Source organism: Microcoleus sp. AT3-D2 (assembly GCF_036705715.1).
Taxonomy (GTDB): domain Bacteria; phylum Cyanobacteriota; class Cyanobacteriia; order Cyanobacteriales; family Microcoleaceae; genus Microcoleus.
Genome location: NZ_JAUBVE010000001.1, coordinates 196,755 through 222,673 on the forward strand (window position 1 = coordinate 196,755; position 25,919 = coordinate 222,673).

At 46.4% G+C, this 25,919-nt stretch carries 11 protein-coding genes and 1 CRISPR repeat array; of the genes, 2 read left to right on the plus strand and 9 right to left on the minus strand.

All coding sequences use genetic code 11. The annotated features are described in order from the left end of the window. Positions 1-14: 14 nt before the first annotated feature. From QUB44_RS00740 to QUB44_RS00770, 7 genes are all read right to left on the minus strand, one after another. Complete coding sequence (locus QUB44_RS00740; RefSeq protein WP_333361886.1) at positions 15-2,081, minus strand: elongation factor G; 2,067 nt, start codon at positions 2,079-2,081, stop codon at positions 15-17. A 333-nt stretch (positions 2,082-2,414) separates the two neighbouring features. Next, positions 2,415-12,287: direct repeats of the CRISPR family, unit length 37 nt; unit sequence GTTTCAATCCCTGATAGGGAGTTTGGTTAATTGCGGC. A gap of 279 nt (positions 12,288-12,566) precedes the next feature. Further along, positions 12,567-14,684: a DNA-binding protein gene (locus QUB44_RS00745; RefSeq protein ID WP_333361888.1), complete on the minus strand. Its 2,118-nt coding sequence runs from the start codon at positions 14,682-14,684 to the stop codon at positions 12,567-12,569. A 264-nt stretch (positions 14,685-14,948) separates the two neighbouring features. Further along, entirely contained in the window at positions 14,949-16,718 is a 1,770-nt protein-coding gene (locus tag QUB44_RS00750; RefSeq protein ID WP_333159475.1) for an NACHT C-terminal helical domain 2-containing protein, read from the minus strand. A gap of 359 nt (positions 16,719-17,077) precedes the next feature. Then, positions 17,078-17,770 (minus strand): hypothetical protein, encoded by a 693-nt coding sequence (locus tag QUB44_RS00755; protein WP_333159477.1) that lies wholly within the window; start codon positions 17,768-17,770, stop codon positions 17,078-17,080. A 149-nt stretch (positions 17,771-17,919) separates the two neighbouring features. Continuing rightward, entirely contained in the window at positions 17,920-18,636 is a 717-nt protein-coding gene (locus QUB44_RS00760; RefSeq protein WP_333159479.1) for a hypothetical protein, read from the minus strand. 38 nt (positions 18,637-18,674) lie between these two features. Further along, on the minus strand, positions 18,675-19,448 hold the full coding sequence (locus QUB44_RS00765) for a PP2C family serine/threonine-protein phosphatase (RefSeq protein WP_333361891.1): 774 nt from the start codon (positions 19,446-19,448) through the stop codon (positions 18,675-18,677). A gap of 211 nt (positions 19,449-19,659) precedes the next feature. Further along, positions 19,660-20,322, minus strand: a complete 663-nt coding sequence (locus QUB44_RS00770; protein ID WP_333159483.1) for a VWA domain-containing protein — start codon at positions 20,320-20,322, stop codon at positions 19,660-19,662. Positions 20,323-20,566: 244 nt separating this feature from the next. Between QUB44_RS00770 and QUB44_RS00775 the strand changes: the two genes are divergently transcribed. Together QUB44_RS00775 and QUB44_RS00780 are read left to right on the plus strand one after the other, a co-directional pair. After that, the gene (locus tag QUB44_RS00775; RefSeq protein ID WP_333361894.1) at positions 20,567-21,169 is read left to right on the plus strand and encodes a Uma2 family endonuclease; all 603 of its coding nucleotides are present in this window, start codon (positions 20,567-20,569) and stop codon (positions 21,167-21,169) included. Between the two features lie 52 nt (positions 21,170-21,221). Next, complete coding sequence (locus QUB44_RS00780) at positions 21,222-21,476, plus strand: DUF6737 family protein (protein WP_333046688.1); 255 nt, start codon at positions 21,222-21,224, stop codon at positions 21,474-21,476. Positions 21,477-21,762: 286 nt separating this feature from the next. Here the strand turns inward: QUB44_RS00780 and carB are convergent, their stop codons facing one another. Together carB and QUB44_RS00790 are read right to left on the minus strand one after the other, a co-directional pair. Further along, positions 21,763-25,074, minus strand: coding sequence for a carbamoyl-phosphate synthase large subunit (gene carB, locus QUB44_RS00785; protein ID WP_333362185.1), 3,312 nt, complete (start codon positions 25,072-25,074; stop codon positions 21,763-21,765). Positions 25,075-25,667: 593 nt separating this feature from the next. After that, a complete protein-coding gene (locus QUB44_RS00790; RefSeq protein ID WP_333159487.1) occupies positions 25,668-25,907 on the minus strand; it encodes a hypothetical protein in 240 nt (79 codons plus the stop codon). Between the last annotated feature and the right edge of the window lie 12 nt (positions 25,908-25,919).

A 25,919-nucleotide genomic window follows, 5' to 3' on the forward strand; every position in this document is an offset into this window, starting at 1 on the left:
TTTAAGACAATTACCTAACTTTTACCGTTACCGTTTCCATTGCCGCCAGTTGTTAGCAAAACCCGCTTAGCTAAAGGTTCCGGCACTTCTTGCAATCGATCGAACTCCCAATTAAAAAATCCTACTCCCATTGTCTGCGATCGCAATTCTACGATCAAATTCTGCATTTGAGCGATCGGCAAATAAGCAGAAACTGCATCCCATCCCTTCCAGCCTTTTTTACCTTCGTAGCCGAGAATTTGGCCGCGGTGTCCGCTGACCAACTGCAACACCTTTGATGTACACTCGTTCGGAGCGCAAATTTCAACTTTGGCGATCGGCTCCAGCAATGCCGGTTCGCACTTCGCCATTCCCTCCTGCATCGCCAAACGCGCCGCTTGCTTGAAAGCTTGTTCGGAACTGTCCACAGAATGGTAGGAACCGTTCGTCAGCGTCACCGCTACGTCTACCACCGGGAAACCCAGCGGGCCGCGATCCAAATACTCGCGCACTCCCACTTCCACGCCGGGAATGTACTGTTTTGGGACGACGCCGCCGACTATTTTGTCGGTGAAATTGAAGCCTTCTCCGCGAGGCTGCGGTTGAATGTCGAGGTACACGTCGCCAAACTGTCCGTGTCCGCCGCTTTGGTGTTTGTAGCGCCCGTGGATGGAAGATGCAGGTTTGCGGATGGTTTCTTTGTACGGCACTTGCGGTAAGTGAGTTACCATCGGCAAATTATACTTGCGGCGCAACCTTTCTAAGGATACTTTCAGGTGGATTTCCCCTTGACCCCAAAGTATAATTTCGTGAGTGTCGCCGTGCTGTTCCCAGACTAAAGATGGGTCTTCTTCTAGCAATTTAGCTAAAGCGGAGCTCAGCTTAACTTCATCGTTGCGTTTTTCTGGGACGATCGCCAGTGCGTAGACAGGCGGGATGATTTCGGCTTTTGGCAATTCGGACGATCGGTCTAGCGCCAGCGTATCGCCTGTTTTCACGCCTTCTAGCCTTCCCAAAGCCACAATTTCCCCCGCGCTGACGGATTGCAAACTTTGCGTTTGCTGGCCGGTCAAGCGGTACAAACCGTTAACTCGGACGCCGTTCAAATTTGCTCCGTCTGCCAGTGTCCCCCGCCACATTCTCACTAACGATAGTTTGCCTCCCTGTGGCGTGTAATAGGTTTTGAGGATTTGAGCCAGAACTTTGTTTTCACTTTGTATAATGCCGCGGCGATCGGCTGTAGTTTCCGGTGTCGGCGCTTCCCTCAGCAAAGCTTGCAGCAGAGGCCGCACGCCGAAATCTTGTTCGGCGATGCCGATGAATACTGGCACAATTAAATCTGCGCCTAATTCCATCTTTAAATCGCGGGTAATTTCTTCGGCGTCGGGATTGATTTCTTCGAGCAATTCTTCGAGTAAATGGTCGTCAAAATTCGCCAATTCTTCGAGCATTTGCTGCCGCGCTGCGCTTTCTTGTGCTTTGAGGTGTTCTGGAAGCGGGACGGGATCTGCGGCGGCGCCCGGATGGTAGTGGTAAGCTTGTTCGGTTACTAAGTCGATAAAACCGATGATTTGTTCGTTTTTGCCGATCGGATATTGGTGAGGTACGATCGGTCTACTGGAAACGGATTTGAGCGCGTCGATCACCTCGGTGAAGTTGGTGCCGCAAGTAGTTTCGTCTGTGTAAGCTCGATCAATCTTGTTGATGAAAACTAAGTGGGGAATTTCCCAATCGTCGAGGAATTTAAACAGGGGTGCGAGGGTTAAAGTGCGATCGGCAACGGGTTCGCAAACAATTATCGCCGCATCCACACCAATCAGCGCATTGTAAGTTTCTTGGGCAAATTCTACCGAGCCCGGACAGTCGAGAAATGTGAAGCGGACGCCTTGATATTCAGCGGTGGCGGCGTTTACTTCTACGCTCATTTGGCGATCGCGTGCTTCCGGCGCACTATCACCTATTGTGTTGCCATCTTTGACATTTCCTTTGCGGGTAATTGTCCCTGTCACTGACAGCAAACTTTCGAGCAGTGCGGTTTTACCGCTTAAATAAGGGCCAACAATTGCAACGTTCCGCGTGGCCCCAATGACTTTTTCGTTCATAATAGCCTCCAACAGAAAACTTGTTTTCCATTGCTCTTGGTGCAATCAGTCTTATACCATTTTCTAGACTTTTTTTAGGTTAATTTTTATTGCATTTTCGAGCAGTTTCAGATTTTGGTATGATTCTATACTTTTGACGCTAGCGTATTTTGAGTGACGCAAACACAAATTGTAGTTTTTCTTAATATTTGGATTGTTAAACTGCAGATGAACGCGGAGAAAATTCTCGTTCCCAGGCTCTGCCGGGGAAGGCATTTCACTCTTGCTCGGCCTCGATTTTAGCGGTTTTTCGTGTTTAATTCCTCAGCAGTCGCAAACCGCTTGTTCCTGTACGTTTCAATCCCTGATAGGGGTTTAGATTAATTGCGGTAATGGGAACTATTAAAAATGCTCCTGAAGGTGCAGAGTTTCAATCCCTGATAGGGAGTTTGGTTAATTGCGGCTCATAAGCAACGGTTTCTTTTCCAGTGCTTTCCGATTTGTTTCAATCCCTGATAGGGAGTTTGGTTAATTGCGGCTATTTTTATTATTCTTGGGCGCTGCCATATTTCGTTTCAATCCCTGATAGGGAGTTTGGTTAATTGCGGCTCCAGTTTGTCCAGTTTGGTACTGGATAAATTTTGTTTCAATCCCTGATAGGGAGTTTGGTTAATTGCGGCTCGGTTGCTGGACTTGCACGATGGTCAGCAAAGTTTCAATCCCTGATAGGGAGTTTGGTTAATTGCGGCGCTAAAAATAAATTTAATACCAAGTCCCATAATATTTCAATCCCTGATAGGGAGTTTGGTTAATTGCGGCGATTATGCGGTACGCCGCGGTGGTGATGTACAGGTTTCAATCCCTGATAGGGAGTTTGGTTAATTGCGGCTCGTTAGATGTAGCGCGTAGAATTGAAGAAGCAGTTTCAATCCCTGATAGGGAGTTAGGTTAATTGCGGCGATCGAAACAGCGTTTAAAGCTTGATATATTTGTTTCAATCCCTGATAGGGAGTTTGGTTAATTGCGGCAATCAAAATTAAGTGAGTCGATTATATCATGATTGTTTCAATCCCTGATAGGGAGTTAGGTTAATTGCGGCGCAATAAATTCCTGTGTGCATTTTGCTGTTTTCCCAAGTTTCAATCCCTGATAGGGAGTTAGGTTAATTGCGGCTAAAAGTTGGACTACACGACGCAATCAATAATTTTGTGATTGTTTCAATCCCTGATAGGGAGTTAGGTTAATTGCGGCCCCGGTCAACTGGCTTTAGAGTTTCCTAAACCTGAGTTTCAATCCCTGATAGGGAGTTAGGTTAATTGCGGCTAGAAGCTTTAAATGATCGCATTTCCGCCCTCGAGTTTCAATCCCTGATAGGGAGTTAGGTTAATTGCGGCAGGAGTTTTGTCTGAGCCAAGACCTAATAATTTTAGTTTCAATCCCTGATAGGGAGTTAGGTTAATTGCGGCCCAAGTAACCTGTACCGTTACAGTCGGGGCAAGAGTTTCAATCCCTGATAGGGAGTTTGGTTAATTGCGGCTATAGCAGTGATTGACTATTCGTACCATAATTACACGTTTCAATCCCTGATAGGGAGTTTGGTTAATTGCGGCTATCACAAGCAGCTATCAGGAGTGGCAAGCTCTGTTTCAATCCCTGATAGGGAGTTTGGTTAATTGCGGCTGGCTTCAAATTGTTGGCTATCTGATCGCCCCATTGGTTTCAATCCCTGATAGGGAGTTTGGTTAATTGCGGCAGGAAGAATGAGGAAGAATGATGAAGTACCGCGCAGTTTCAATCCCTGATAGGGAGTTTGGTTAATTGCGGCCAAATAGCCGAGCTAGAGGCGAATCAAATCTTGTTTCAATCCCTGATAGGGAGTTTGGTTAATTGCGGCGACAGACAAACGCAAAACTAAATCGGAAACTTAAAGTTTCAATCCCTGATAGGGAGTTTGGTTAATTGCGGCTGCAACCAAACTGCTCAGCAGCGAAATGAAGCTCTAGTTTCAATCCCTGATAGGGAGTTTGGTTAATTGCGGCCCTGTGCTTTTATCACAAAGCTTTCCCATTCATGGTTTCAATCCCTGATAGGGAGTTTGGTTAATTGCGGCGAGTGTTGAAGTTGTTGCCGTGCCTGTTGACGTGTTTCAATCCCTGATAGGGAGTTTGGTTAATTGCGGCCCAATAATTTCGCGCAATTCTCGAAAAAAACTTGGTTTCAATCCCTGATAGGGAGTTTGGTTAATTGCGGCTTAATACTTTTGGCGATTAAGCTTTTCAACTTAGCAGCCAGTTTCAATCCCTGATAGGGAGTTTGGTTAATTGCGGCTTTAGGGCTATATCTGCCAAAATTTCCTGCAAGTTTCAATCCCTGATAGGGAGTTTGGTTAATTGCGGCGTTAGATTGCAAAATAAAGCCAAATGGTATGGTAGAGTTTCAATCCCTGATAGGGAGTTTGGTTAATTGCGGCTGTAGGTATCCCTAGCTTGCGAAGCTTTTGAGAAAGTTTCAATCCCTGATAGGGAGTTTGGTTAATTGCGGCTTGGCTGAGCTGGAACAGGCCAAAAACGATGCTATGTCTGGTTTCAATCCCTGATAGGGAGTTTGGTTAATTGCGGCATTAGCGGTACCTGAATTCTTGTAGTCACCGGCTCGTTTCAATCCCTGATAGGGAGTTTGGTTAATTGCGGCATTTTGGGCGCGTTGAATTTTCAATTTGTCCCAGTTTCAATCCCTGATAGGGAGTTTGGTTAATTGCGGCAAATTCTAACTTGGATTAGTCCAGTCGCTCACTGGTTTCAATCCCTGATAGGGAGTTTGGTTAATTGCGGCTCTCCGACAAAGTGCAACTAGAAAAATTAAATCTTTTTTGTTTCAATCCCTGATAGGGAGTTTGGTTAATTGCGGCGATCGCTGGCTGACTTTCCTCTGCAAGAAGCGAGTTTCAATCCCTGATAGGGAGTTTGGTTAATTGCGGCTTGTCTATATCCTTTAAATCGGGGGGATTTAAAGGGTTTTGGTTTCAATCCCTGATAGGGAGTTTGGTTAATTGCGGCTTTGTTCATCACTAAAATCAGATAAATTGCTGCTGATTGAGTTTCAATCCCTGATAGGGAGTTTGGTTAATTGCGGCTGGTTCAATTAAATTTTCCAATTGCGATCGTTGGGTTTCAATCCCTGATAGGGAGTTTGGTTAATTGCGGCATTTGCTAAGAAAAAGGAATAGCTTTAGTGCTTTGGAGTTTCAATCCCTGATAGGGAGTTTGGTTAATTGCGGCGTTGTCAGGCGCTGCTTTGCTACCGTAATCGGTGTTTCAATCCCTGATAGGGAGTTTGGTTAATTGCGGCCATCTCTCAGTGATGCCATCCCTTTAGCGTCACCCAGTTTCAATCCCTGATAGGGAGTTTGGTTAATTGCGGCCTCCAGTTGCAGCACCCGCCAAACCTAAACCACAAACCCAGTTTCAATCCCTGATAGGGAGTTTGGTTAATTGCGGCTTTGCATTTTGGGTAAAGTAAAACTGTGGTTGCTAGGTTTCAATCCCTGATAGGGAGTTTGGTTAATTGCGGCCTGCTTGAGGCCTCCACTAGAAGGCTGTTTACCGTTTCAATCCCTGATAGGGAGTTTGGTTAATTGCGGCAGCATAGCCCCAAACTCTCTAGCATCATTAACATGTTTCAATCCCTGATAGGGAGTTTGGTTAATTGCGGCTTTAAATTATTAGCAACTGCAAAAGTTTCCAAAGTTTCAATCCCTGATAGGGAGTTTGGTTAATTGCGGCTCACAGTTACCGATCCTGGCCCAGTTCCTCCGCGGTTTCAATCCCTGATAGGGAGTTTGGTTAATTGCGGCATTGATACTTCAAGTTGATTGTTAGTTTGCTTTTCGTTTCAATCCCTGATAGGGAGTTTGGTTAATTGCGGCGGTCGCAAATGCGTCGGCAACCACCAAGGAACTTCGTTTCAATCCCTGATAGGGAGTTTGGTTAATTGCGGCCGAATGAGAGAGCCTCACCGAAATCGAAGTAGGGGTTTCAATCCCTGATAGGGAGTTTGGTTAATTGCGGCTGTCAGGGATTCCTATCAATCTGCCCCCCAATAGTTTCAATCCCTGATAGGGAGTTTGGTTAATTGCGGCAAAGGTGTCTGCCTTTGGTTGAGAGAGAACCACGTGTTTCAATCCCTGATAGGGAGTTTGGTTAATTGCGGCTTTACCTCCTTTCTTAATTCCTCGGTAGCTAATCGTTTCAATCCCTGATAGGGAGTTTGGTTAATTGCGGCCCTTCTCGTTTCGTGTACCGTCGCAAATTCCCGTTGTTTCAATCCCTGATAGGGAGTTTGGTTAATTGCGGCTTAAGGCGAGTAATCCTACGATTCCAATTTGTTGTCGTTTCAATCCCTGATAGGGAGTTTGGTTAATTGCGGCTCAGCCTTGGCACCGGGGGAGAGGTGCCGCAGTAGTTTCAATCCCTGATAGGGAGTTTGGTTAATTGCGGCGCACAATGGAGCAAAATGCACCGAAATCACTGCGAGGATATGGTTTCAATCCCTGATAGGGAGTTTGGTTAATTGCGGCAATGATGTAAATATTCTGCAAGGTATTCTGAAGGTTTCAATCCCTGATAGGGAGTTTGGTTAATTGCGGCTTTGGAATCTCATTTTTAAGCAGGTACTTTTTGTTGTTTCAATCCCTGATAGGGAGTTTGGTTAATTGCGGCAGAATTGGAATTTACAAAAGATTAAATGTGTTAGGGTTTCAATCCCTGATAGGGAGTTTGGTTAATTGCGGCCTAAGCCATTGCTACCAGGGAGATTCGCAGAAGGTGCACCGTAGTTTCAATCCCTGATAGGGAGTTTGGTTAATTGCGGCATTCCGTTAAGTGGCACGGCTGATAAAATTATTCGTTTCAATCCCTGATAGGGAGTTTGGTTAATTGCGGCAAGCTCGACTTCCTCTGCCATTTTGCAGACTGGAGTTTCAATCCCTGATAGGGAGTTTGGTTAATTGCGGCAATTTGCTAATTCTTCCTCGGCTTCATCAGTTTGTTTCAATCCCTGATAGGGAGTTTGGTTAATTGCGGCTCTGGTTCTGCTGGTTCACCCGGTTCCGCGGGCTCGTTTCAATCCCTGATAGGGAGTTTGGTTAATTGCGGCCGGAGGAACTGAACAGATTGCCCCAAAGTACAGGTTTCAATCCCTGATAGGGAGTTTGGTTAATTGCGGCGCGAAGAGAACGAGCGACAAATTGATTTAAATCAAGTTTCAATCCCTGATAGGGAGTTTGGTTAATTGCGGCTTTAGCCAGCAATCCGCATGATCACCGCTTCCATGTAGTTTCAATCCCTGATAGGGAGTTTGGTTAATTGCGGCCTCGATCGCGGTTCCGGCTGATTGATTCCACAATCTCCCCCCAAGTTTCAATCCCTGATAGGGAGTTTGGTTAATTGCGGCTACTAAAGCTTGTTGCAGGCTAGGCAAAGCTAGTTTCAATCCCTGATAGGGAGTTTGGTTAATTGCGGCTATTGGAAAAACTTAGTGATTTAGTAGTGTTACGTTTCAATCCCTGATAGGGAGTTTGGTTAATTGCGGCCTGTGGCCCGATAATCAACCAAGCCTCCTCAGTCTGTTTCAATCCCTGATAGGGAGTTTGGTTAATTGCGGCTCAAAGGTGAACCAAGAAGGTAGACTTGTTGGTGTTTGTTTCAATCCCTGATAGGGAGTTTGGTTAATTGCGGCCGGATGCGATCGCGTACAGAGCGTCTAGCATTCCATCGTTTCAATCCCTGATAGGGAGTTTGGTTAATTGCGGCCCGTCAAGAATGCGATGGGCGCTGGTGGGCGTGGGTAGTTTCAATCCCTGATAGGGAGTTTGGTTAATTGCGGCATATTTTGCTATCTGGCGAGATGCAGAGTGGAGCTTTGTTTCAATCCCTGATAGGGAGTTTGGTTAATTGCGGCCCGACTGGATCTCTTGCAGTGCGATCGCCACTTCCTCGTTTCAATCCCTGATAGGGAGTTTGGTTAATTGCGGCCTGTCAGTGCGTCAGTTGGGTCGCCAATATAAGTTTCAATCCCTGATAGGGAGTTTGGTTAATTGCGGCTAAGATGCAGGAATACCCATTGCTGTTAGCCGTTGATTGTTTCAATCCCTGATAGGGAGTTTGGTTAATTGCGGCGCGCTGCAATAGTCCCTTTAAGTGAGTATATCAGGTTTCAATCCCTGATAGGGAGTTTGGTTAATTGCGGCAAAATTGGGTGTGACAGTTCCACATTTACCCCTGTGTTTCAATCCCTGATAGGGAGTTTGGTTAATTGCGGCCTTGAATTTGTTTCGGTAAGTAACAAATCAGTGTTTCAATCCCTGATAGGGAGTTTGGTTAATTGCGGCACTTCTTTAGTGGTCGCGTATTGAGCAGTTGCAACTGGTTTCAATCCCTGATAGGGAGTTTGGTTAATTGCGGCCCTGGTTTGTGCGTGAGATTGATGTAGAGTATGTTTCAATCCCTGATAGGGAGTTTGGTTAATTGCGGCTTCCTACGCTCCAGCAAGCGATTGTAGGCACAACCGTTTCAATCCCTGATAGGGAGTTTGGTTAATTGCGGCATTGCCGTATCAATTAAGAGTTGTTTTCTGATACGTCTTTGTTTCAATCCCTGATAGGGAGTTTGGTTAATTGCGGCCTATCTCATCTTCGTAAGCGCCAGCCTGCATCAAACCGGTTTCAATCCCTGATAGGGAGTTTGGTTAATTGCGGCGTACGATCGCTTAGATAAAAAGCGCTGAAAAAGCTTGTTTCAATCCCTGATAGGGAGTTTGGTTAATTGCGGCTTATACCAGTGCCAACTTTCCCAGAACCACCTTTGTTTCAATCCCTGATAGGGAGTTTGGTTAATTGCGGCTTAAACTAGGTGGCATCGGATTAGGAGCAATGCTTCCGTTTCAATCCCTGATAGGGAGTTTGGTTAATTGCGGCGTTTGTAAAGAGTTTTATTCCGTCGTCTCTACTCCTGTTTCAATCCCTGATAGGGAGTTTGGTTAATTGCGGCATTACTTTTACTTGGCGGGGAATGCCAAAATTTAAATCGTCGGTTTCAATCCCTGATAGGGAGTTTGGTTAATTGCGGCGCTGCAACACAGGCGATTGGTCTAGCAATGCTTGTTTCAATCCCTGATAGGGAGTTTGGTTAATTGCGGCTCATTTGTGCAATTTTTTTATCGTCGGTATATCCTTTGCGTTTCAATCCCTGATAGGGAGTTTGGTTAATTGCGGCTGTATGCAGCACTAGACAAAGATGAAGCTGTAAGTTTCAATCCCTGATAGGGAGTTTGGTTAATTGCGGCTCGACCAAGGAACAACTTAAGCAACAAATTTACCGTTTCAATCCCTGATAGGGAGTTTGGTTAATTGCGGCGGATTCTGCAACTCCCCCAACAAGTTATTATCCTGTGTTTCAATCCCTGATAGGGAGTTTGGTTAATTGCGGCTCAACATCTCGTCTCGTTTCGCGGCCCTCTCCCCCGTTTCAATCCCTGATAGGGAGTTTGGTTAATTGCGGCGTCGGAACTGAAAAACCAAGTCCGTAAAAAAAATCGTTTCAATCCCTGATAGGGAGTTTGGTTAATTGCGGCTTTTCAGCGCTTTCTATCAAAGCGATCGTACAAGTTTCAATCCCTGATAGGGAGTTTGGTTAATTGCGGCTAAAGGATGTTACGACAAATAGCACAAGTCTCGTTTCAATCCCTGATAGGGAGTTTGGTTAATTGCGGCAAAAAGATTTGCTGGCAGAAGGCGGAATGTGCGTTTCAATCCCTGATAGGGAGTTTGGTTAATTGCGGCTTTTTGCCGAGGTGAAATTTCGCGGATTTAAGTACGTTTCAATCCCTGATAGGGAGTTTGGTTAATTGCGGCTGGACTAACTTCACCGTTAGGACACAAGGTGTTTTGGGTTTCAATCCCTGATAGGGAGTTTGGTTAATTGCGGCCACGTGGATTTTGGCCGCAGACCGTCAAGATTAAAGTTTCAATCCCTGATAGGGAGTTTGGTTAATTGCGGCTCAATTTGACGAAGCATAGACGAACTTCGACTTTTGTTTCAATCCCTGATAGGGAGTTTGGTTAATTGCGGCAAAAAAGCCAAAGAGGCGATCGCTCCCACAGATGTTTCAATCCCTGATAGGGAGTTTGGTTAATTGCGGCTTGCCTGTTGCCGAAATTAAAAACAGCACCATTCCTGGTTTCAATCCCTGATAGGGAGTTTGGTTAATTGCGGCTTGGAGCAGCCTTGGGCTTTAATGGCTCCTTGGTTTTCCACGGTTTCAATCCCTGATAGGGAGTTTGGTTAATTGCGGCCGTCGGGCCTGTTCGGCAGTTAGCAAGAATTTAGCAACCCAGCTGTTTCAATCCCTGATAGGGAGTTTGGTTAATTGCGGCAAATAGCAGCATTAAAGCAGGTTCAAGGTTTCCGAGGTTTCAATCCCTGATAGGGAGTTTGGTTAATTGCGGCGCCAGGCGAGCAAAAGGAGAGTGGATAGTAGTCTTGGTTTCAATCCCTGATAGGGAGTTTGGTTAATTGCGGCGAGATATTTACTTGGTTTTGTTATTCAGGTAATAGTTTCAATCCCTGATAGGGAGTTTGGTTAATTGCGGCGAGGACTACCGTGTCAAATGGCGAGCTGAAGTCGGTTTCAATCCCTGATAGGGAGTTTGGTTAATTGCGGCAAACTCTGCCAATTCCTCTTCAAAGCGCGACAAGTTTCAATCCCTGATAGGGAGTTTGGTTAATTGCGGCACGGTGATAGCAACTACCTTTTGACCGCTTACTCGTTTCAATCCCTGATAGGGAGTTTGGTTAATTGCGGCCACCCATCAACCTGTAAAGCACTCGAAGTACGGTGTTTCAATCCCTGATAGGGAGTTTGGTTAATTGCGGCACGGAAGGAGTAGGAGTAGTAAGTTGATGGGTGGCGGGTTTCAATCCCTGATAGGGAGTTTGGTTAATTGCGGCACTACGAACTAGAGCACGGGCAGGTTGTTACTTTCGTTTCAATCCCTGATAGGGAGTTTGGTTAATTGCGGCATCGCGATCGAATACGTGCGCTTTGTTGAAATAGGTTTCAATCCCTGATAGGGAGTTTGGTTAATTGCGGCGCCAGAGTTAAAGCAGCCGCTGGGGGAAGAATCGCGCGTTTCAATCCCTGATAGGGAGTTTGGTTAATTGCGGCCGAAATCTGGCAAAACCTTCATTAATGAACCCGACGTTTCAATCCCTGATAGGGAGTTTGGTTAATTGCGGCCGGGGACAGATAACGTGCGATCGCACTCTTCTCCAAAGGTTTCAATCCCTGATAGGGAGTTTGGTTAATTGCGGCGCCAGGAAACGGAATGATACTACTGGCATCCCAGTTTCAATCCCTGATAGGGAGTTTGGTTAATTGCGGCAATGCCACCAACAATTCCAGCACCGTCTATATCTGAAGTTTCAATCCCTGATAGGGAGTTTGGTTAATTGCGGCAAGGTTACTGAGATAGTCAACTCGCTTGAGTCCGTTTCAATCCCTGATAGGGAGTTTGGTTAATTGCGGCGGACTGCTTTTAGCTCGATCAAAGCTAGCCAATAAGTTTCAATCCCTGATAGGGAGTTTGGTTAATTGCGGCTTCGGATTGATTATTTGCCATCAGTGGCGATTAGTTTCAATCCCTGATAGGGAGTTTGGTTAATTGCGGCTCCCAGCCTTCAGTCATCTCTCCCAAAGAATCACGCGTTTCAATCCCTGATAGGGAGTTTGGTTAATTGCGGCGCGAAATGACAGCATTTAGATTCATCTTTCCCGACGATGTTTCAATCCCTGATAGGGAGTTTGGTTAATTGCGGCCCTACGCCACGGAGCGGCAAATTCGTCGCTCCCGTTTCAATCCCTGATAGGGAGTTTGGTTAATTGCGGCCTGCTTCTTTGTCTTCATTTTCCTCCAATTCTTCGTTTCAATCCCTGATAGGGAGTTTGGTTAATTGCGGCAGGGGAAATCTTCTGTCAGCAAATCATTGAAAGATGCGTTTCAATCCCTGATAGGGAGTTTGGTTAATTGCGGCGCGATAACTGGTTGGCCAGTCACGAGTCTCAGTTTCAATCCCTGATAGGGAGTTTGGTTAATTGCGGCCAACTAACTGCGAGGCAATTCCCAACATTCTGGCGTTTCAATCCCTGATAGGGAGTTTGGTTAATTGCGGCAGCCCGTTCCAGAAGCCTTGCTGTATTTGGTTTTCAACGTTCATTTGCGTCTGCATAAAACAAAAGTACCATTTCAGCCTTCGACTTGTCAATACCCAACTTTTCAGACAGCCCTCAAACCATTGTCCTGCAACGATTTCAGCGATTGCGTCTACCATTTTATTGCTTGAAGTGCCTCTAACCCTTACAGCATCTACATTATAGCCCCCCAATTTAACACCTCGATTTTTACACCTACTCCTAGACGCATTTTCCACCCAAAAACAGACATCAACCCGATCACCACTTCCCCAAAGCCCCCCAAACAGTACCCGAAACCACGCCCCAAATCGCCCCCAAACCAGCCCCCACGATCGCCCCCGCCACAGGCCCCAACTCCACTGGCACCCCAGCGCTAACAGCCGGAAACATCGCAGACACCCCCGCCCCCAACACAGCACCCGCAAAAGTCCCCAAAAAACTACCCCAAATCGCCCCCAAAGCCCCACCCTTCAAGCCCGAAGGCTGAAACGAAATTGGCAGCTTCGGCGAAAACCCGCAAAAGCCCAACAAACCCCCAGAAACCACACCTCCAACAGAACCCACACCAGCAGCCACGATCGCCACACCCAGCAGCAAACCCGCAAACTCATTCACCGGCCGCATCTGGACACCGTATTGCTGCCAAACCACCAGCCCAGCCCCCAAAAAAACACCAGCCAGAGTCCCCACAAACGAGCCCCAGACCGCCCCCAAATACCCTCCCCGCCGGCCCCACACCCTCCCCGCCGGCAGCGCCAGAGGAGGCCGAAAAGTTGCCCAAACACAGCCCCAGACAGCACCAACCACCGCCCCAGCCAAAATCCTCTCCCCGATTCCCGGAGTGCTATTGATCGCGCCAAACACCGCACCGCCGATCGCCGCCAACAAAAAAGCCCCCCAAGACGCCCCCACCAAAACTCCGCCCCACTTCCGCCAAATCTGATTCGGTGGCAAAGTGAAAACACCCCACATCACCCCAAAAAAACAGCCCCAAATCGAACCAACAAAAATCGCCCCCAAAATAGCACTGCCGCCCTCAGCGATTGCCGAATAAATCCCCCCGATCGCCGCCAAACACAAACTACCCCAAACACCTCCCCAAGCAGCATCCTGAAAAATGCGCTCAAACTTGCCCACCGGAAGCTGAGGCGCAGGAGTCCGACTCCGAGAAGACATCGGCATCGGTAGCAACGGCACTGCGTACTGGCCGAGGGGGCGTGGCAGCCCCGTGGCGGGCTGTTGCCGGCGCATTGCGGGCTGGGCCACGACAGGCGGTGGTTGGGGCTTTTTACGCTTGATTTTCGCGGGCTGCAAGTGCAATCCGTGGCTGACTGCTTGCCGCGAAGGAAACGGATCGCGCCCTTTGAGGAGTTTTGCCCGATCGCACCAAGGACACCGACTCAGATGATTTCCGTATTTATGCTGACTATTTTTACTGCAAGTAACCAAAGCATCTTCCGCTTCCCGAATCGCATTCACCCAAGTTTTCGCATCCGGGCGCGCCGCAGGATTACCGTGCCCTTCCTCAAAACAGCGGATAAACATCTGCCGCAGTCGGGGATGCAGCATCTCAAAAGGAGGCGCAGCCGGCATCGGGCGGTAGGGAATCCGCTTCGTACCTGTGGGGAAATGGCCCGATCGAATTCTCGCTTCCAAAGACGGCGGTTCATCGCTACCGAGATAAACTCCCGCAAACGGGTGCGTACCTTCCATCAGCAATTGAAAAATTAATACCGCTAAACCGAACAAATCGTGCTCTGGAGATCGATCAATATCGCGGAAAGTCTGCCCCTGCAACTCCGGCGGCGTAAACTCGGGTTTCCCCACGGGGCACCGATAAACGTAACCCGTATAAGGATCGCGGACTTGAAACGAATCCGTGTCTACCAGCGTTACCAACGCCGTATCCGTGACGAGAATGTTCGACTCGTTTACGTCGCCGATGACGTAACCCCTGACGTGGAGGGCGTTTACAGCCGAGGCGAGGTTTCTGGCGGTACGGTGGAGGTAAAGATAGCTAAATAGCGGTTTTTGTTCGCGCCTGGTTTTGGGAGTGTAGAAAGTGTGTACCGGCATCACTTTGTTGACGCGCGGCATCACAAAACCGACGATTTTTTCTCGCCCGCCCACAGTATGCAGCAAATCGATCGGCCAAGCAATGGAAGCGTGCCCGGGTTCTGCGATCGGCGCATCCGGCGGCATACTGAACATGACTGTGAGTTTGTCGCCGTCTTCGTCTGTCGGTTTGTGGTAGATTTTTGCTACAAGGGACGAGTCTTGGGCGATCGGGTAGATGCGACCTTCACCCCCACTGGCGATCGCGTTTTTGGTGTCGATCGCAATCAGTTGTCCGCTAAATTGGCGCTGCAACTGCATAGAATTCCGTTATGGGATACAGGATTTGGAAGCCATCACTCAATAAATTTGACTTGCCCATTAAATCTTACCTTTCTTAGGACTTAGGCACCGGTGCGTCGAAACCGGGTTTTTCACCAAAAGACGGGTTGCAGCCCGCAGATTCGGTTAAAAACCCGGTTTCTTGGGTGGGAGTGCGTAAGCCCTGTTTCTGTTAGTGGGATGGGCGTCCCGCCCGTCCATCCATTAGTGGGATGAGCGTCCCGCCCGTCCACGCTATCAAAATTAAATGTGAACCAGCTTCAAATCCACCGACAATAACAACATTTTATCCTCAATTTTTTGTCTGACGGCCGGTGTCACCTGACAATTATCGCTGTTGAGGCATTCCACCAGCAAGTTGTGGGCATAGTAATACTGTTTCAGCAAAGTTTTCTGTTGGGGGCAAAAGTTTCGATTGTAGCCGATCGCAGTTTTGAATTTTGCCAGCCAACAGCCACCGAATTCTTTGCGCCAGTTTTTCCAGTTTTGCAAATCCGGCATCTCAGTCTGAAATTGTGCCAGCAGTTGTTTAAGTTCGGGTTCAATATCCAGCGCCCAAATGTCAACCAAGATACCCGCCACATCATTATTATCAAAAGCCAATTTCAGAGACTCGTTAACCTCTGCAAATTCTACATTTTTTCCCACCTTTACCAAACAATTCCGCAACTTGCGAACTTTCGATCTATCAAACTTCAAACTCGGATCGAGGACGCTAGTCAAAGCCAAATCGAGCACGCAAACTAAGGCAACATAAAAAGCCCTAATTTCCGCCGGTTTAAAATTCCTTTGCACTAACTGAGACTTGTGATTTGCCCAGATTAGCAACTGCTGCAAGGTTTCATCCTTAGCCACCATACTGTCTAATTTTTGTTGCATCAGCAGCAAAAGTTCGTCAGCAGGTTGCAAAATGCTGACAACTCTCACAAATTCATTTTTCCACTTTTTGTCTGTAATCCGGCTGACCAATTCTGGCAGCGATTCCGGGTTCGCACTGTCAATCACATATTCTGGTTGAGTGTCGGTTTCCTCTAGCAGTTCGTCAACTGCGCTTTTGATAAAGTTATCCACCAACCAGTCGCGGGTACGCGAGAAATTGCTCTCCAATTCTAGGTAATGACTGCCTAATTTAGCCTTAAAGTCTTTGGGAAAACTCTCTTTGGCCACTAACATATTTTTCCAGCGAGTTAGCTGGCTGGCGTTGCGTTCTGGAAAGCGGTTGTACAAATAGTCGATCGCGATCGCATCTAGAATATCCGCACCCAGGATTTCCCGCCGTTTCACCTCGTTTGCGGGGCCTATTTGTCGCCACTGAGTTAGATCCCCATGCTGGCTAACATTTGGTTCAATCAAGTGCTGAATCAGCCAGTTTCCCCCACGGGAAAAATCGCGATCTAACTCTAAGTAAATCGCCGCAAACAAAGCCTCAAAACTTTCGGAGAAAGATATATTGTACTCGCTTTTCTCTGTTTCTTTCCCGTTCCATACTAGCCAACTAAGCTCGTTTAATTTCAACTTTTGTGCAAATTCCGCAGTTCTTTTCGAGTCTGCTAAACGAGCTTTTAAGGTTGAGATAGCATCTGGATCGAGTTCTGGATATTCGCGGTAGAGGTAATCGGTAACAACCGCACCGAAAATCGCTCCCCCTAAAAGTGACAGCCGTTTGTACTTAACCTCTTGCCAAGCGGCAGACTCCTCGGGGCGATCGGGGTAATAGTTGGTAGAGTAACGGCAATTCAAGGCAATTTCCAGCAGTTTTGTCTGCTGAAATCTGGGAATGTCGATCGCTGCTTTGACTGCTTCAATATCTACCTTTTTATGTTTAATTCGCTCTAATTCTTCTTCACATTTTCCCCACTTTTCCAACCAATCACCGCCCGCATCTTCCACATACAAATCCACAAAATCAACCCCGTAATTCATCCATTCATCCTGCATTTTTCTGGCGGCTTCCAGTTCTTCCCAAACTTTCTGCAAGTTATTTTCAACGGTGTGTGTACCTTGTACTGTCATAGTATTTGATTTTGATGTAATTAGATTTTATTTCCAACAATTTCACCGCACTTAAATCAAATCTCATCTCACTTCAATTTAGGCCGAGTTGCTAGTTATTTCACCCGATTGATTGCTGCGGTAAATGTTCCCATTGCTTAGCCTTCGTCTCAAGCACCTATTGCCAGCGTCTGGCAGACTCCTCCCGGAAACAGAAAAGGGGAGGGAAAATCTTGGTCTGTTTTACCTTTTCCAGAAGCAGGCTGGGGGTTAGGTTTTTGGCATTGTCGAAAATTGTGCAATATGTGAGTTAGTCAAAAATTTTTTTTTTCACAGAGTTTGGAGCAGTCGAACTATTCTCAGCAGCAGATATGCTTGATTTACGGGAACTTGAGGTAACGACCTGCGGGCAAATTATCACTATTATATAATGCTATATTAACTAACTGGTTCAGGAAATTTGCATCGTTTTTATCATAACTTAAAAATAATCCTCTGTCAATCCCCCAATCTTGAAGAGTTTGTTGCCAATTTTGATATTTTAGTTCAGAGAATTCATCCGAAAGAGTAGTGACTTGAATGCAGAGGGGCTGCTGTTGGCGGTTGCTAACGATGGAATCGGTTGCCATAGAAAGATCGGCAACATATCGATACAAAACAGTGCCTTGGCGATCGACAATTCGGGCTGCGATCGCACGAATGACGAGATCGTCAGCCGGATCAAATTTACCGGCTTTCAGTTTTTGTTTCCAGATGTAAAATTTGCGATCGTTTTCGCTCAGCCATTTAGGAAATAGATAGCTGTACCAATACCTCTCCCCCGGAGTCATTAACTCAAAAGCGGCTTTTTTTTCTATTTCCGAAGGTATAGATTGAATAGCCAGCCAAACCTGAGAATCTCGGATAAGCTGCAGCAAAAAAGCCATCACAAATTTTTTAGCCGTTAGCGAACCGGGTTTAACATCTTTCACCCAGCGATTGATTTCATCCAATCTTCTCGCCAAACTCGGATCTATTGGATCTGCTGCGCTAATTAGGGAGTTGAGCTTATCCTTAATCTCTTGTGCTTGCAAACGACGACCTACTGTACAAACTAAAGCAGAATTGTTGACACCTCGATTTTATTATAGAACCGCACCAAATTTTCACCGCTCATTACACATCTCCCAAAATTGTTGTGGGTAAGTATCCTGCCAGCCCTTGACTTTATTTGAGTAGATGCCTATTCAATAGTTGCTGCCGATTCCCGCAGCTCCTTGTACAATAAAACCATATAAACAGTCATCAACGGCCCGACTAAGAATCCCAGTAGGTTACTCACCATCTGAGATGCTAGCGAATTCCCCAATCTTGAACCGATTAGTCCCAAAATCAAGATGGCTGGCACAAGAGCCACAATAGATATCAGAAAGTTGGCGCGAAATAACAACCACCAGCGCCCTTGAGTTAATTTCCAACTGCTGTTAAGACTATCCTGTACTGAAGAGTTATTAATGACCGTAACGTAAGATGAAAACATTAAACGATATAATATATAACATCCGAAAATTACTATTAGGAGTAGAATCAAGCCTGGCAAAAACAAATGGAACAACCTAATCCCTATCATCCCTGCTAAAATAAGAACCATAGGAATAAAATAAGCCAAGATGAGTTGCAGCAATCTCCTGTTTGCTTGATTAAAAGCCTCACTCACAGTTACTTGATTTCCTGTCAAACTTCGGTAACTGTAGAAAATCATAGCTCCCGATAAGAAGGGAATTAGCACGAACAAGTAGATAATATTCAAAGGAATAGCTGCCGAACCCAAACCCAAATTATTCAGCAGCAGAATTATCAAACTGGGAGAGTTGATTATCAACAGAGGAGCGTATATAGCTCCCATCTTAGCAAAGGTTTCTCGTAACAAGTATATTGCACTAATTGGTTGATCTATCATTATTGTGTAACCACACTTTATCAGTGGATTTAAACAGATTAAACATTGCTCGAAAAACTTGCTAACAATAATGTTAAGTCATCATCGGTGCGTTCGGAAACGCGGGGCGATCGCAAAAATGACTCTAACTGCTGTTTCGCATCTTCCTCTTCTTTCCACTCGCCAGAAAACCGAAACAAAGGCGCAAAAAACGGCTTGTGCGGCGTCCCTTCCGGGATTTTGAGCGCTAGCATTTGCAAGCCGTCGGAAAACACGGCTAAGTGCTGCAGTTTTTCCCGCAGTACCTGAAATTGTGCTGTTTCTATCGCATTCGGCGAAATCAAAAAGATAGTTTCGTTGATGTATTCGCCGCAGGGAGGTACAGTCAGGGCGATCGCATTTCCTGCACTATCACCTGCTACCGCCGCACCGTCCCCGATTTGAGCAACTGCGATTAATTCCGGCGTAGCAACAACAGCAATTAAAGTGCAGGCTAAATCTCTCGGCGCCACTGCCCGCGCTGCCGCTTCTGCTTCCACCTGTGCCCGCGCAACTTGCAGTGATGCTGTCAAGAATACCTGCCATTCGTCGTCATTTTCAGGTAGCCTTTCCTGTTGCTGGCAAATCGTTTCGACAACCGCTTCCACAGCAATTTTTGCCCCAACTTCCGCGAGTGCTGCCGAGCCCGCACCATCGGCAACCGCTGCCGCTAAAACACCGTTTGGCAATAGACGCCAGCAGTGGGCATCTTGACAAGGCTGCGATCGTTTTTCGTGGCTCGTACCTATCACTGACGCCCCTACAACTTGCCAATTAAAGGATGAATTCTGCATTAATAACTCTTTAACTCAAAACTTCGTAAATTCACAACTATGCAAAGTCTGGACGGGTTTATTTATCCCTAATTACAGCACTTTTCTGGGTTCGTAGGTACTAGCCATTATAGGGACACGACAGTGCCGTAGGGACACGGCACTCTTACTAATGACCAATGACTAATGACTAATGACCAATGACCAATGACTAATGACCAATGACTAATAACTAAACAGTTCCCCATCCGGGTGGCGGCAGTGCTACTTGTTCATCAATTTTTGAGTGAGAAACTCTCTGCATACTAGCCGACAGCCAGATGAACATCTCTCTAAAGTCTAATCCTCTCAATTTTACAGGCGTGCGCTCCACAATTTGCGCGAGACGAGGGATATTAGCACCTTCCACTCCGACTGCAAAAAATGCGACGCGCTTGTTAGTTTCTTCCTCTTTAATCCGCTGTGCTGCTATTTCCACAACATCGTCGGATTCACCTTGAGGTTCACCGTCAGTAATCATAAATACCCACGGGCGGTAGTAGGTAATGCCGTTGTTGCGGTAGTCGGATTTGCGGGCTGCAATGGTATCTAATGCTAGCTGAATGCCTGCGCCCATGTGGGTTTGTCCTTGAGCTGTCAGCAGTGGCGTCTCGAACTGGTCGGCGGTCACGAAGTCTTGTACGACTTTGATATGATTGTCAAATGAAATAATCGCGACTTCGACTCGCTTTTTAGCTAGTTCGTCTTTAATTAGGTCATTCCTAAAGATTTCCAGCCCCTCATTCAAGGCATCTATGGGTGCGCCTTGCATGGAGCCGGAGGTGTCCAGCAGGAGGACGCAGGGACAGCGCGGCTCTGGGTTTTCGGCAAATTCTACGGCTTCGTCTAGTCTCATGGTTCGGGGTTGACCTGGGAGTGGCTCGATTTCTAGGTTTGTTACTTTACTGTATCAAGTTAGTAACAAATTTAAGTGCAAATTGCTAGGGCGATCGTATTTTACCATTTACCTGAATCGATTTGAGATTTTTAATTGTAGATTTTAGATTTTAGAATTGGATGTCTGCGGTCAAAAAAACAAATTCCTTCCTGCCTGTGGTAATATAGACTAATAGTATTACTGCAAAATAAGGATAAATCTTATGATTGCAACAGTCATGCAAAAATTAACCTTTGACCAATTCCTTGTAGAATGTCCCGAAGATGGACTCTATGAACTGGTAAATGGAGAAATTGTAGAGAGGAATGCCACAAGAAATTATGGTGATGTTGCTAATTTCATGTTATTTGGCTTCAATGATGAAATCCGGCGACTAAATTTGAATTATGTAATCCACACTACAGCCGTTATCAGAACTGTAAGTAAAGCCGGCATCGAACAAGGGCGAAGACCGGATGTCAGCGTAATCGATCGCGATTCGTGGCGATCGAACCGTTCTGCTTATGCTGCATTGCGGGAACCAATTCAACTGGCAGTGGAAGTAACATCAACAAATTGGGAGGACGATTATATAGACAAATTGGACGAATATCGGCGCCTCGGAGTTCCTGAGTATTGGATTGTCGATTATTTAGCAATTGGCAGCAGGGAATTTCTGGGCAATCCCAAAGTTCCAACTGTATTTGTCCACCTTGTGGATGCAGATGGCAACTATCAAAGAAGCGCGTTTAAAGGCAGCGAACTAATTGTGTCGCGGACTTTCCCCGAATTAACGCTGACAGCAGAAGAGGTGATGAATGTTTAACTTCTGCTAATCCAGGTAGCCAGACTATTTTCCATAAACAATCACTAAAAATATGAAATCTATTTCTGATAAAAAACTTTCCAATCAAAAAGCTATTAGTCCTTGGAGTTACAAACCTTGGTGGTGTCAACCTTGGTCGATTCTTTTGACAGGCACGAGCCTGATTAGCGGTAGTTGGTTTTTATTAAAAACTGTTTGGATAACTGTTTTAGTCGCGATTCCTTTATTAGCTTGGATGGGTTTTTTCTTGTTAGTTTGGCCGAGGTTGATGCTGTCTAGCGGAGTTTTAGATTCCGATGCAGATTAGGTTTTGGTGGCGCGCACCTTATGTTTAGGGTAAGGTGCGCGGTCATTGGTGTCAACTTAGCGTTAAACCCTCAATCCGGCTCTTGTTGAAACAAGAGCCTCAAAGCGAAAGTCCTCGCTATGAGGACTAATGAGTTCTTCAGTCCTCTTCGAGAGGACTTTCGCTATAAGACAGGGAATTCATTCCCTGGCGGACTGCCGGGTGAACGCGAGGACTGGCGGACTAAAAGCTTCATTTGACACTAATAGTCCGCGCTGCACACCCTAAACATAGGGTGTTTCGCCCTCTAGGTTTGCGGGTAATAGTCTTGAATTGCTTTTACTTCCATTGGGTAGGATTTGAGCGATCGAATTCCCGCTGCTGTCGCTTTGGCACCGGCTATTGTGGTAATAATCGGGATTTTGTAAGTCAAAGCTGTGCGGCGGATAAAGATGCCGTCGGCGCGGGATTCTTCCCCGGAAGGTGTGGTGATAATTAGTTGAATTTTCTCATTCTTGATCGAATCCAACAAATTCGGCCGCCCTTCGTGCAGTTTCAATTCCAAATCTACCTCTAAACCTTGCTCTTGCAAAACTTTGCGTGTCCCGTGGGTTGCGACTACTCTGAAACCCAATTCTAAGAATTCCTTGACAACGGGTACAACCGCTAGTTTGTCGCGATCGCGCATCGAAACCAGCACAGTTCCAAACAGCGGCATCATTTGTCCAGCGCCGAGTTGAGCTTTGGCAAAGGCTTTGCCAAAATCGGTGTCAATTCCCATGACTTCACCGGTCGATCGCATTTCTGGCCCTAACAAGGTATCAGTTCCCGGAAACTTCGCAAAGGGCAATACTGCTTCTTTTACCGAAACATGAGTGGGTATAATCTCTTCAGTAAAACCTAAAGCTTCTAGAGTTTTGCCAGACATGACTCGCGAGGCCATTTTTGCTAAGGGAACTCCGATCGCCTTGGAGACAAAAGGCACTGTTCTAGAAGCGCGCGGGTTAGCTTCCAAAATGAAAACTTCTTCCCCTTGAACAGCAAATTGAATATTCATCAACCCGATTACTTTCAGGGATTTTGCTAATTCTACAGTCCAGCGGCGGATTGTTACCAAAGCTGCATCAGAAAGCGTTTGGTAAGGGATAGAACAAGCAGAGTCGCCGGAGTGGATTCCCGCTTCCTCGATGTGTTCCATAATACCGCCGATCGTCACATTGCCAGTAACATCGGCGATCGCATCGACATCCACCTCGATCGCATTCTCCAAAAACTTATCAATTAAAATCGGATGATCGGGTTCTACCAGCACGGCATAGGTCATGTAACGTTCCAATTCAGCATCGGAATAAACAATTTCCATTGCTCGCCCGCCTAATACGTAACTCGGTCGCACCACTACCGGATAACCAATCCGTTGAGCTACTATTAAAGCATCCTCAAAACTACGAGCCAAACCGTTAGCAGCTTGCTGAATATCCAACTCCCGAAGAATCTTTTCAAATCGCTCCCTGTCTTCAGCAGTATCAATGGAATCCGGCGAAGTTCCCCAGATTTTTGTTTGTACATCGGGGTGATTTTCCAGAGCTTTTTGTAAAGGAAGCGCTAATTTCAGTGGGGTTTGTCCGCCAAACTGAATAATTATTCCTTCGGGATTTTCGGCTTCGATGATGTTGAGAACATCTTCTTTTGTTAGCGGTTCAAAATACAGGCGATCGCTCGTATCATAATCCGTCGAAACTGTTTCCGGGTTCGAGTTGACCATAATTGTCTCAAAGCCATCTTCTCCTAGGGAATAGGAAGCGTGACAGCAGCAGTAATCAAACTCAATTCCCTGTCCGATCCGGTTCGGCCCGCCACCTAAAATCATCACTTTTCGTTTGGTAGAAGGCAAAACTTCCGACTCCGGCGCGAGACTGTGGCCTACAGACGAAACTTTCTTTTCTTCATCGCCCACTTCCCAAATTGCCGCTCCCGCTTCGTAGGTGGAATAATAATAGGGTGTAAACGCTTCAAATTCAGCGGCACAGGTATCGACTGTTTTGTAAATCGGAATTACGCCTAACTGTTTGCGGTAAGCGCGGACTTGATCTTCCGATGTTTTGGTGGCATAAGCAATTTGGCGATCGCTAAAACCCAACTGCTTTACTTCAAACATTGTCTCTTTTGTCAACTCTTCCAACCGCGTTCGTTTCAAGAACTTCTCAGTTTCCAGCAATTCCTGCATTTTATCCAAAAACCAAGGATCGATTCCTGTGAACTCGAAGATATCTTCCACCGACATTCCCATCATCATCGCGTGGCGAACTGTAAAAATGCGATCGGGATTTGGCGTCCGCAATCCGGCGCGAATTTGTTCCAAACTCGGCAATTTTTCCGGTTTGTCGCACCCGAAACCTGCGCGGCCTGTTTCCAATCCCCGCAGGGCTTTTTGGAAGGATTCGTTGAAGCTGCGCCCGATCGCCATTACCTCCCCAACAGACTTCATTTGCGTTGTTAGAGTCGGTTCGGAACCGGGGAACTTTTCAAAGGCAAATCGGGGAATCTTCGTCACCACGTAGTCAATTGTCGGTTCAAAAGACGCCGGAGTTTTCTTGGTAATATCGTTGGAAATTTCGTCGAGGCTGTAACCTACCGCTAATTTTGCCGCCATTTTTGCAATAGGGAAACCAGTTGCTTTCGAGGCCAAGGCGGAGGAACGGGAAACCCGAGGGTTCATTTCAATAACGATGAAATCTCCGTTGACAGGATTGACGGCAAATTGAATGTTGGAACCGCCGGTTTCAACTCCGATTTCGCGAATAATTTTCACCGAAGCATCTCGCAGGCGCTGATATTCTTTGTCTGTGAGAGTTTGCGCCGGGGCGACGGTGATAGAATCACCGGTGTGGACGCCCATCGGGTCGAGATTCTCGATCGAACAAATAATCACCACATTATCTGCCAAATCTCGCATTACTTCCAGTTCGTACTCTTTCCAACCAATCAAAGATTGTTCGATTAAAATTTGCGATACTGGACTGGCATCAATCCCGCCTTGTGCCATTTCTTCAAATTCTTCTTGATTGTAAGAAATGCCGCCTCCCGTGCCGCCCATTGTAAAAGCAGGACGAATAATTAACGGATAACTGCCGATTTGGTGACCAATTGCTTTGGCTTCGTCGAGAGTGTTGGCAATTCCAGAAGGGCAAACGGCGACACCAATTCGCGCCATCGCTTCCTTAAATAATAGCCGATCTTCTGCCATTTCAATTGCTGGCAACTTAGCACCAATCAACTCGACGTTGTATTTTTCTAAAACGCCATTTTTAGCGACAGCAACTGCTAAATTTAGCGCCGTTTGACCGCCCATTGTTGGTAAAATTGCTTGAGGTCTTTCTTTAGCAATGATTTGTTCGAGGATGGCAGGTGTTAGAGGTTCGATGTAAATGCGATCGGCAGTTTCCGGATCGGTCATAATCGTTGCAGGGTTGGAATTGACCAACACTACTTCAAAACCTTCTTCTCGCAAAGCTTTGCAAGCTTGTGTCCCTGAATAGTCAAATTCGCACGCTTGACCGATAACAATTGGGCCGGAACCAATAAGAAGAATCTTTTTTAAGTCTTGACGACGGGGCATAGGTTCGTAATTAGTAATTGGACAAGGTGGAGGATTAATTTGATATTTTGCATCAGTCTTAGAAACAGGCTTTCTAAGCTGTTCCCCCCAAAGCTTACTCAAAATAGTGCAAGTTTTGTTGTTAATTTGAAATTGTGCACCATTCTCAGCATTTTGGAAGCAGAAGCTCGCAACTCCGGCCCACAGACACCCCCAGCTAACCAGAAATATTGATGAGAAAAGGGTGCAGTCGATCGGTAAATCAAGACTATTTTAAGTGTTGCGGTCAAATCGTGTTCTAAAATACACAATCCCTGTATTCCGCACGATTAATCATTGTAGAGACACTCCAAGAACCCATTGATGCCAACTTAACGTCTAACCCAATCACAGACTGTTGTTTGAGTATTAAATCTAGATCCCCCCTAGCCCCCCTTAAAAAGGGGAGTAGGGGGTGGGACAAGAGTATTCTCAAAGTCAACCCCTACTCCCCTTCTTAAGGGGGATTTAGGGGGATCTAGACTTAGCTAAAAGCGAGATTTATCAATGGTTTCAGGCGATTGTTGACACGAAGAAGGGATCTTGGAGTGTCCCTACCGCATTTGATCCTATTTTTAGGCTTTGCGCGATCGGCGAATGAGTAGGCTTATCACTTGTCCCGGCTTTGCACCTCGCTGCGGCGGACTCCAATCGCCGACTTGGGCAAATCCTAGTCGGTACAAAGTGTGGATGGTTTCTAACACGGCGGCGCGGGAACCGACAACCGTGATCCGCACGACTTCCTGTTCGGATACTGCTGAGTCGTCATTTGGACGTGCGGAAAAGTTATCGTCAGGTACGAATTCCTGTGACATAATATGGTCTCC